Source organism: Corallococcus sp. AB045, from assembly GCF_003668895.1.
Lineage (GTDB): Bacteria > Myxococcota > Myxococcia > Myxococcales > Myxococcaceae > Corallococcus > Corallococcus coralloides.
Genome location: NZ_RAWN01000133.1, coordinates 18,359 through 28,156 on the forward strand (window position 1 = coordinate 18,359; position 9,798 = coordinate 28,156).

Below are 9,798 nucleotides of genomic sequence, written 5' to 3' on the forward strand. Positions count from 1 at the left end.
CGCGCGACTGTAACAGGAGTCCCGCCCTCGGCGAGGCCAGAGGACACCCCGCGTCCTTGGGAATTCCCGCCCCCTGCGCGAGCAGCCCTTCAGCCCCCCGCGCCCCGTTCGTTCGTGGCCGGGCGCGTCAGCCGATGCGTCTCGGCCAGCGGCCGCGACTCGCACCCGTGGTGGGGGTGGAGGCCAGGGGCTCCGCCTGCGCGGGGCGCATGGGCAGCCGGACCTCCACGCGCGTGCCCTTCCCCATCTGGCTGGTGATGTGGATGCGGCCGCCGTGCTGCAGGACGATGCGCCGGCTGAGCGCCAGGCCCAGGCCCGTGCCTTCACCCGCGGCGCGGGTGGAGAAGAAGGGCTGGAAGAGCCGCTCCAGGTCCTCCGGGCGGATGCCCACGCCGGTGTCCACGATGGTGACGAGCGCCTCATCGCCCTGCTGGGCCGTCTCCACCAGCACGCGGCCGGCGTCGCCCACCGCGCGCACGGCGTTGTCCAGCAGGTTGAGCCACACCTGGTTGAGGGTGCCCGGGTCACCCCAGATGGGCTCCGCGCACTGGTAGGCGCGCTCCACCACGACGCCCGGCGGGATGCGCCAGCCCAGCACGTTGAGCGTGGAGTCGAGCGCCGTGTCCAGCCGCACCGCCACCGGCTTCTCCGCCGTGCGCACGAAGGACAGCAGCGACTCCGCCAGGTGGCGGATGCGCTGGCCGCACTCCTCCATCACCTCCAGCATCGCGGTGCCCAGGTTGGGGTCGCCGCCCGTCTGCTTCCCCTGCATGACCTCCTTGAGCGGGATGAGCGCGTTCATCAGCCCGTTGAGGGGGTTTCGCACCTCGTGCGCGAACCCGGAGGTGAGCAGGCCGATGGCCGCCAGCCGCTCGTTCTCCGCCGCGCGCACGGCCGCCTCGCGCAGGCGCAGCTGCGTCTCCACGCGCGCCAGCAGCTCGCGCGGGCTGAAGGGCTTGCCCAGGTAGTCATTGGCGCCCGCGCCCAGGGCCTCCACCTTGGCGGACACCTCCTGGCGCGCGGTGAGCAGGATGACGGGCATGTCCACCGTCTGCGCATTGGCGCGCAGCTGCACCAGGAGATTCAGGCCGGACTGCACCGGCATCATCACGTCGGACACCACCAGGTCCGGCCGCTCCTCCATCGCGCGGCGCGCGCCCTCTTCCCCGTTGGTGGCCTCCAGCACCCGGTAGCTGGGCGCGAGGATGTCCGCGATGAAGGCGCGGATCTCCGCGTCGTCCTCCACCACCAGGATGCGGGGGGCCTTCGAGTCCGCGCGCGTGTGGTCCTGCGGCTCCGTGGGGCGCTGCGCCCCGGCGACGGTGGCGGCCAGCACGGTGGCGAAGCGGCCGGAGCTGCGGCGCTCGCGGCGCGTGGGCAGGTCCGTGGCGCGGCGCTCGCGCAAGTCCTCGCGCAGATGCCAGGTGCCCTTGGGCAGCCGCACGCGGAAGCTGGAGCCCTGCCCCGGCGTGCTCGACACCTCGATGCCGCCCGCGTGCAGCGCCAGCGTCTCCTTCACCAGCGCCAGGCCAATGCCGCTGCCCCCGAAGCGCCGCGTGCCGGTCGTGTCCGCCTGGGCGAAGCGGTCGAAGATGACGGCCAGGTCCGCGGGCGCCATGCCCTGCCCCGTGTCCACCACCTCCACGTGCACGTCCGTCTCGTCCTCGCGCAGCCGCACCGCGATGCTGCCGCCGGCCGGCGTGAACTTGAGCGCGTTGGAGACCAGGTTGTGGAACACGCCTTCAATGCGCTCCGCGTCCGCGTGCACCGGCGACACCGGCCCGCCCTCCAGCGTGAGGGTGAGCCCCTGCTTCTCCGCCACGGTGCGGAAGGGCAGCAACTGCGAGGACAGGAACGCGTGCAGCTCCACCGGCTGGTAGCGCAGCCGCACCTTGCCCGCCTCCAGCTGCGCCAGGTTGAGCAGGTTGTCGATGAGCCTCAAGAGCCGCTGCGTGCTCCGGTCCAGCGTCACCAGGTGCTGCCGCACCACCGTGGGCAACGACTCCGGTTCCTTCTGGAGCGCGTCCAGCGATAGCAGGATGAGCGTGAGCGGCGTGCGCAGCTCATGGCTCACGTTGTCGAAGAACTCCGTCTTCAACCGGTCCTGCTCCCGCTGCTTGACGAGCGCCGCCTCCAGCTTCTCGTTGGCTTCGGACAGCTCGCGCGTGCGCGCGACGACGCGGTCCTCCAGCGCCACGTTGCTGCCAAACACTTCGTCGTAGCGCTGCTGCAGCTCGCGCAGCGAGCCCATGTTCGCCTGGGCCTGCGCCGCGAGCAGCTCGTCCTTGCGCTTGAGCTCGCGCCACCGGTCCAACCAGCCGCCCAGCGCGAAGCCGCCCATGCCCAGCGACGCCACGGAGAAGAGCGCGTCCCCCCAGCCCAGGTGCGTGGCCAGCAGCCCGCACACCATGCCCAGCAGCAGGCCCAGGTAGTGGCCCCAGAGCGTGGGTGGATCCGTCCAGGTGAGGTGGTAGCGGCACGCGTGGCCGCCCAGCACCTGGCACTCCGTCTCCCGCACCTCCGCGGGCGCCAGGCCCCAGATGGTGGGGAAGGACGCGAACTGGCCCATGCGCAGCTCGCAGATGTTGCGGTTCTGCTCCGGGATGCTGCTGCGGTAGGACAGCTTGAGCCGCTTGTGCTCCAGCAGGTCCACCGCGAACGCCCCCACCCGGTTGTAGCTGGGGGAGAAGTCGATGGTCTGCTTGTAGCAGGCCTTGGGCGAGCCGAAGGCGCGCAGCATGTAGAAGACGAAGCCCAGCGCCTGCGGCGACGCGGTGAAGAGGCCCGCCTCCCGCATGAAGCGCGAGTCGCCGGAGTCCTCGCGCAGCGCCGCCGCCACGCGCTCCAGGAAGCGCAGCGAGACGTAGTTGGTGGGCTGGCGCATGTAGTCCAGCCCCAGGCTGAACCCGTACTCGCGCCACACCCGGGCCAGCCGCTCCGCGCCAAAGCGGTGCTCGAAGTAGAGCAGCAGCGTGGACGTGGCGCGGACGCTCACCTCGGGGGCGTTGTCCGCGGACACATCCAGCACCTTCACCGCCGGCAGGCGTTGGGTCACGGCTTCGTTCCTTCGGTGACCAGCGTCACCGCGTACTTCAGTCCCTCCGGGTCCTCGAGCATGGCCAGGAAGTCGGCGCAGTGCGACTGGTAGGCCTCGAGCCCGCCCAGGACCGCCGCGCCCACCGGCGCCAACGCTTCGAAGCGCGTCTTCCAGTCGCGCACGAGCCGCGCCTCGGCGGCGCCCGGGGAGAGATAGAAGGGCATCAGGTGCACCCGCACGTCCGTGAGCCCCGCGCGGCGGAACTCAGAATACAGCTTGCGGCCCACGTACAGGTCGAACCCCTGCGTCGCCAGGGCCTCCACGATGCGCTGGGTGCCCACGCGCAGGTGCTCCGGGAAGGGCCAGTTCTGGAGGCCCAGCCCGTCGATGTCGGACACCACCACCCGCCCCCCGGGCCGCGTCACGCGGATGAGCTCCGCGAGCGCCACGTCCCGGTCCGGCAGGTACTCGAAGACGTACTGGCTCCAAGCATAATCGAACGCGTCCGAGGGCAGGCCCGTGGTGCGCACATCCGCCTGGACGAACGTCAGGTTCGGGCGGTGGGCGTTGCGCGCCCGCGCCTCCGTGATGCGGCCCTCGTGCAGCTCCACGCCGGTGACGTGGCCGCCCTCCCCCACCCGCTCCGCCATCAACTCCGCGATGCCGCCGGGGCCGCAGCCGGCGTCCAGCGCGCGGTCCCCCGGCTTGAGGCCCGTGCGGAGGAGGACGTCGCGCGTGTCCTGGGACTGCTCCTGCTCCAGCAGGCGGCGGGACTCGTCCGTGGATTCCATGAGGTACATCAGCGCACCTCCTGCTTCTGGACGGACGCCGGAGCCTCGGGAGCCTGGGCGGAGGCCCGGTGCTTCATGCGCCGCATGGGCATCTGCCGTTCGAAGAGCGAGCGCCAGGCCTCGCACCAGCGGCGCACCATGGAGCGGTGGAAGGTCCACTCGGAGAAGAGGCCCTGGTCCATGAAGCCCCAGGCGCCCAGCATCGGCACGTCCAGCGCGTCCACCATGCCCAGCGCCGAACCGCGGCCCCGCTCGCGCGCGTGCGCCATGCACCGCAGCGCCAGCGCCACCACCGCGTCCTTCGCGCGAGGGTGCTTCCGGTCCGCCACCACCAGGTTGAAGCCGTTGGTGACTTCAATGAGGCTCAGGCCCGGCGTGGCCTCGTCCTGGAGCGCCAGCGCGAGCGGGCCCTCGTTCCCATCCACCACGAACATGCGCCGCTCGCGGTGCAGGCCCGCCGCGCGGAAGCGCGCGCCCAGGGCGGACTCGGGGCCCGGGTCCGCGCCCAGGTCCTCGCTGAGCAGGCGCACCATCTCCCCCCGGCGGCGCAGGTATGACTCCAGCCACTGGCGGTCCTCCGGGCCCGCCTCGCGGACGGCCGGCAGCGTGCCCGCGTCCACGGTGGGCATCTGGGACAGGTCCGCGCGCAGGTAGTGGAACTGGCGCAGGTGGCACAGCCCCTGCCCTTCCAGCACGCGCGCCAGCCACGTGCCCAGCCGGTGCGGCCACCGGTTGTCGGTGCGCCACATGTAGCGGATGAACTCCACGTCCTCCATCGCCTCGCCCACCTCCACCGCGAGCGACGTGAGCTCGCTGGAGATCTGCTCGCTGCGCCGGAAGCCCGGCATCACGGCCAGGTGCTGCACCAGCCACGTGGCGGAGTACATGCGCAGGCCGTTGACGTGCCCCAACAGCCGGTGCGCGTCCGTGAAGACGAGCGAGCGCCCCAGCTCACGCGAGCGCCCCAGCCGCTCGTACGTCGCCTCCAGCACGGGCAGGACGCGGGACTCCTCGCCGAAGGGGTGGTCCGGGTGGAAGGTGTAGCGGGCGTCCTCCATCATCCGCCAGACGTCCGGGAAGCGGAACACCGCGCTGTCGCGGACCTGGGGCGCGCGCGCGGACACGAACGCGTCCACGATGGCGTCGCGCACCGCGCGCGGCATGTCCAGGATGCGCACGCCGCAGCGGTAGGGCCGCAGGCGCTGATCATGCCGGGACTCGAAGGGGACGACGTCCACCGAGCGCACCTCCACGCGGCACGCCACCTCCGAGCCGTCCGGCAACAGCAGCATGGTGTCCAGCCGCGAGCCCACCGGCAGCACCTCGCACGACGCGTCGATGGGGAAGGCGAACCCGCCCGCGCCCAGGTCCAGCACCGCGCGGGTGATGCGCTGGCCGCTGAACGGCGAGGTGAAGCGCACGAGGAAGCGGTGCTGCGCGCTGGGGCGGAAGCGCTGCTGTCCACGCCGGTTCTCCACCGCGAGCGTGCGGGGCATCCCCAGCACCACGCCGTCATGCCCCACGTGGAGCATGCTGGTGACGCCGCGGTAGCGCTGGCCGCCCATCTCGAAGGAGAGGTGGACCACCTCCCCCACGCTCACGGGCAGCGCCGGGGACACCTTCCCGCGCAGGAGGCCCCGTTCGTCGGAAGGCTCCACCGTGGCGGACTCCAGGAGGAAGTGCGCCGTCTGGCTGTCCGCCGGATGCAGCCACACGGGCAGTTCGCGCCGGAGCGCCTTGCGCAGCGCGGCCTGCACCGCCACCGCGTCCCGCAGCGTGCGCGGCGGCGCGGCGGTGGACTCGTCGTGCGCGAGCCGCCAGGAGATGCCCACGCGCAGGAACGCGTGCGTCCCCTGCTGGACGGGGGTGGCGTGGCGCACGTAGGCGCGGGCCACGTGCAGCACGGGCCGGCCGTCGCGCAGCATGGTCAGCGAGTCCAGGGGCGTGCCCGGCAGGAAGGCCGCCAGCGACGCGTCCATGGGGACCTGGAGCGCGGCGCCGAAGTGGCCCAGGTCCTGGCACTCGGCGCTGAAGGCCTGGCCGCGCAGGAGGAAGTCCACGCGCATTCCGGCATCCAGCGACACGCGTGTGGACGCGCGCAGCTGGAGGATGTCGCGCAGGCGCGTCTTCAATTCGCCCTCGGTCAGCGCGTCGTCCACCGTGCTGAAGACGTGCCCCTCCGCGGCCGTCTCCACCAGCTCCTCCAGCCCGTGCTGATCCGACCGGGCGCAGACGAACACGCAGACCGCCTCCGGCGCCGCGCGGTCCACGTGGCGAAGGAAGCGGCGCGCGTTGTCCGCGGGCGCGATGATCAATGTGGGTGCGGTCGCCTCCATGCGCCGCGTGGCTTCCAACTGTGAGCCCACCACTGAAACCCGGTGCGTGTTCAACGCGGACTTCAGCGCGTTGCGACGCATCTCGTTAGGGTGGACGATGAGGACTTCGTGAGTCGGCACGCTCATGGATTTCCCCCGACGCGCAAGAGCCACACCAGCGCCCGTGCAAGGCGCCATTCCCGTCGACGCGGGGCTCGCACGCGCCCCGTTCCCGCCATCCGCATGTCTTGAGTGCCCGAGCCAGGTGCTCTCTCTTGTTGCCAGCGGGCCCGCGCTGAGACGCCTTCCCGGTGAGCCGCCGGCGAACAACCACCGCGTACTTTACCTGCTCCTATGGATTAGGTGATGTACGCGGGGGTGAGAGGACTTTTCGGAATAGGTTAAAGACACGCAGTCGCCTGGGACCCCTTGGTGGGTAGGGACGCACGCACGAGGGCCGGTGGAGCGCGCTGGCCCCGGGCCGCGAACGCCGTTACAGAATGCGCGGGCGACGAGGAGGCCCCCCATGGGCGAGACGGTGGATTACGAGGGCGGCATCCGGGAGCTGAAGCGCTCCATGAACGCGGTCATCCTGGCGCACTACTACCAGGAGAGCGAAGTGCAGGACGTGGCCGACTTCGTCGGTGACAGCCTGGCGCTCGCGCAGGCCGCGGCGCGGACGGAGGCGGACGTCATCGTTTTCTGTGGTGTGCACTTCATGGCGGAGACCGCCAAGATTCTGAATCCCAGTCGACAGGTGCTGCTTCCGGACCTCAAGGCCGGCTGCTCGCTGTCGGACCGGTGCCCGCCCGCGGCCTTCAAGGCGTTCAAGGACAAACACCCGGACGCCTTCGTGGTGTCGTACGTGAACAGCTCCGCCGCGGTGAAGGCGATGAGCGACGTCATCTGCACGTCGTCCAACGCCGTGCGCATCGTGAACCAGATTCCGAAGGACCGCCCCATCCTCTTCGCGCCGGATCAACACCTGGGCCGGCACGTGATGAAGCAGACGGGCCGCGACATGGTGCTGTGGCCGGGCAGCTGCATCGTCCATGAAATCTTCAGCGAGAAGAAGCTCGTGGGGCTGAAGGTGGAGCATCCGGACGCGGAGGTGGTGGCCCACCCGGAGTGCGAGCAGCAAGTGCTCCGGCACGCGGACTTCATCGGCTCCACCAAGGCCATCCTGGATTACGTGGTGAAGAGCCCGAAGAAGAAGTTCATCGTGGTGACGGAGGCCGGCATCCTCCACCAGATGAAGAAGGCCGCGCCGGACAAGACGTACATCCCGGCGCCGCCGGACAACGGGTGCGCGTGCAACGAGTGCCCGTACATGCGCCTCAACACGCTGGAGAAGCTCTACCGCTGCATGAAGGACAGGACGCCGGAGCTGGTGCTGCCGGCGGACCTGCAGCACGCGGCGCTCGCTCCCCTGCAGCGGATGCTGGAGTGGTCCGCCTGAGAGAAGCGGGACGCGGGACTGTCGCCCGCGTCCCACGTTTGGCAACTCGCGTCTTGCGGATGGCGGGCCCAAGTGCCATGGAAGGGACGTGGCCTTCCGATTTCTCGCACTTCCCGCCCACCGGCTGGTGGACTTCCCCAAGACCCTGCCGGACGAAGAGCGCCTCGAGCCGGACCTGCCTCCGGTGCACGAGGCCGTGGAGCGTGCCCTCGCCGGCGCCGAGTTCCGCGACCTGAAAGCCCGCGACCGCCTGCGCGCCCTGCTCCAGGGGGACCGTCCCCCGGCCCTGGGCTCGCCGGGCAAGGGCTTTGGCGCCAGCGCCATCTTCGCCCAGCCGCCCCAGGACCTGCCGGCGCTGCTGCGTCTGGCGGATGAGCTGGAGCACCTGGCCCGCCTGGAGGCCGGCGAGCGCGCGCTGGTGTGGAAGTGCGGCCAATGCAGTGCCCGCTACGCGGTGCCGGTGGCCCTGGTGCGACAGGTGTCCATCCGCTGCGAGCGCTGCGGCAACCCGGTGCAGCTGTCCTCGCAGGAGAGCCTGGGCGAGGAGGCCCTCATCGACCCGTTCCAGGGCGCGGTGAACAGCAGCCGGCACCAGCTGGCGGCCTTCTTCCGCGAGGCCATGGCGCGCGGCTGGCCGGTGCTCGTGGCCGAGGGCGGAACCCCTGCCCCGCGCGGGCGGCCTTCCAGCCCGGCGGCCTGAGCCACCTCGCTGGCGTTCCCAAGGGGGCCCTCCACGGGCCCCTTTTTCGTTTCAGATGAAGATGCCGGCGGAGGCGTCGTTGCGCGCCTCCTGGAGCTCCTGCGTGGCGGGGCGGCCGCGCAGCGCATCCGTCACCTGGCGCGGCGCATGACGGCCCGAGCACTTGGAGCACTCGCACTTGCCGCGCTTGCAGGTGCAGTCCGCCTTGCTGCCGCAGGAGCACTTCGCCGTCAGCAGCTGATCCAGCTCCTCCAGGGGGCGCGGCGCGTCGTCCTGCCTGGCCTCCGGGGCCGGCGCGGGCGTCTGGGGCGCGGTGCCCTTGGAGGCAGCGGCCGCCTTCGCGTGGGCCTCGCAGGCATGGGCGCTGGCGGGCAGAAGCCAGAGGCCTCCCAGCAGCAAACCCGCGGTCATCAACGTCGCGCTGCGTGCCATGTCCGCTCTCCTTGGCGAAGGCCCGGGGAAGGCTTGGGGAAGGCGCTCGCCGCTCCGGCCTATAGCGCAGGGCATCCCCCCTGCCAAGGCATTCGCACGCACCTTTGCCTACCCTTCAACGGAGCCCACGGTGCGCTCGCCCGGCGCGGGGGCGCGCGCGTACAGTCCGCGCCCTCCTGCCCGTGACGAACCGAACTGCTCGCATCGCCTTTGTCGCCGCGCTCGTCCTGGGGGCGCTCCCGCTCTGGGTGTCGCGCCTGCTGCCCATGGTGGACCTGCCGCAGCACCTGTACCTCATCTCGGTGCTGCACCGGCTGGACGACCCGACGACGCTCTACCCCACGCTGTTCGCGGCGCGGCACGAGCTGACGCCGTACCTGGGCTACTACTACCTCGTCAGCGCGCTCAACTGGCTCTTGCCGCTGGAGCTGGCCAACCGCGTCTTCCTCACCGCGTACGTGGTGGGGATGCCGCTGGGCATGGCCTTCCTGTTGCGCAGCCTGGGCCGGCCGTCGTGGCCCGCGCTGCTCACGCTGCCGCTCGCGTACGGAGACAGCTTCGGCTGGGGCTTCATCAACTACCTGGCGGCCCTGCCGCTGACGCTCGTGTGCTGCGGCCTCTTCGTGCGGACGCTGACGGACGCGCCGCGCCGGCCGCGCTGGGGCGTGGGGCTGGCGGTGTGTCTGGTGGCGGTGCTGCTCTTCCACGTGCAGGCCTTCGGGTTCCTGGCGTTCGGGCTGCCGTGGCTGCTGCTCACCACGCCGGTGCCGGAGGACGCGGCGGCGAAAGGCATCGTGGCCCGGCTGCGGCCGCGCGTGCCGGCGCTGCTGGGCGTGGTGCCCGGCGTGGCGCTGTTCCTGTCGTGGGTGGTGCTGAGGTTCGGCAACCCACCGGACATCCAGCCGGGCGCGCCGTGGAAGGCGTGGGGGCCCACGTTCTCGCCGCAGAACCTGGCGTGGAAGGGCTTCGAGCAGAACCGCGCGGAGTTCTTCCAGGTGCTCGCCAACACGTTCCACGACGGCTCGGACCGCGCCCACCGCGTAGAGCGGCCAGCGGTCCGAGCC

General features: G+C 71.3%; 6 protein-coding genes and 1 pseudogene. 3 read left to right on the forward strand and 4 right to left on the reverse strand.

The genetic code is table 11. The features are described 5' to 3' along the window. Nucleotides 1-127 precede the first annotated feature (127 nt). Genes D7Y21_RS27375 through D7Y21_RS27385 form a run of 3 tightly spaced genes read right to left on the reverse strand, consistent with a single transcriptional unit; the run spans nt 128 to nt 6,290 of the window. Complete coding sequence (locus D7Y21_RS27375) at nt 128-3,055, reverse strand: ATP-binding protein (protein ID WP_120566424.1); 2,928 nt, start codon at nt 3,053-3,055, stop codon at nt 128-130. Further along, nucleotides 3,052-3,837, reverse strand: coding sequence for a methyltransferase domain-containing protein (locus D7Y21_RS27380; RefSeq protein ID WP_199735497.1), 786 nt, complete (start codon nt 3,835-3,837; stop codon nt 3,052-3,054). The genes D7Y21_RS27375 and D7Y21_RS27380 overlap by 4 nt, the downstream gene beginning before the upstream one ends. Next, nucleotides 3,837-6,290 carry a PilZ domain-containing protein gene (locus D7Y21_RS27385; protein ID WP_121716671.1) on the reverse strand — a complete coding sequence of 818 codons (2,454 nt, stop codon included), beginning with the start codon at nt 6,288-6,290 and terminating at the stop codon, nt 3,837-3,839. Before D7Y21_RS27385 ends, D7Y21_RS27380 begins: the two co-directional genes overlap by 1 nt. Nucleotides 6,291-6,669: 379 nt before the next feature. Here D7Y21_RS27385 and nadA point away from each other — a divergent pair, with 379 nt between their 5' ends. Both nadA and D7Y21_RS27395 read left to right on the forward strand, forming a co-directional pair. Beyond that, the gene (gene nadA, locus D7Y21_RS27390; RefSeq protein WP_120566422.1) at nt 6,670-7,602 is read left to right on the forward strand and encodes a quinolinate synthase NadA; all 933 of its coding nucleotides are present in this window, start codon (nt 6,670-6,672) and stop codon (nt 7,600-7,602) included. Nucleotides 7,603-7,690: 88 nt separating this feature from the next. After that, nucleotides 7,691-8,302 carry a hypothetical protein gene (locus tag D7Y21_RS27395; RefSeq protein ID WP_120566421.1) on the forward strand — a complete coding sequence of 204 codons (612 nt, stop codon included), beginning with the start codon at nt 7,691-7,693 and terminating at the stop codon, nt 8,300-8,302. A 51-nt stretch (nt 8,303-8,353) separates the two neighbouring features. Here D7Y21_RS27395 and D7Y21_RS27400 read toward each other — a convergent pair whose 3' ends face one another. Further along, nucleotides 8,354-8,734, reverse strand: coding sequence for a metallothionein (locus D7Y21_RS27400; protein WP_120566420.1), 381 nt, complete (start codon nt 8,732-8,734; stop codon nt 8,354-8,356). 182 nt (nt 8,735-8,916) lie between these two features. Between D7Y21_RS27400 and D7Y21_RS27405 the strand changes: the two are divergent. Then, a pseudogene (locus D7Y21_RS27405) lies at nt 8,917-9,798 on the forward strand (hypothetical protein); the annotation flags it as partial.

Excerpts from the sequence above, each read along its gene's own strand:
- D7Y21_RS27380 (WP_199735497.1), bottom strand. The coding sequence starts at position 3,837 with ATGTACCTCATGGAATCCACGGACGAGTCCCGCCGCCTGCTGGAGCAG.
- D7Y21_RS27385 (WP_121716671.1), bottom strand. The coding sequence starts at position 6,290 with ATGAGCGTGCCGACTCACGAAGTCCTCATCGTCCACCCTAACGAGATG.
- nadA (WP_120566422.1), top strand. The coding sequence starts at position 6,670 with ATGGGCGAGACGGTGGATTACGAGGGCGGCATCCGGGAGCTGAAGCGC.
- D7Y21_RS27400 (WP_120566420.1), bottom strand. The coding sequence starts at position 8,734 with ATGGCACGCAGCGCGACGTTGATGACCGCGGGTTTGCTGCTGGGAGGC.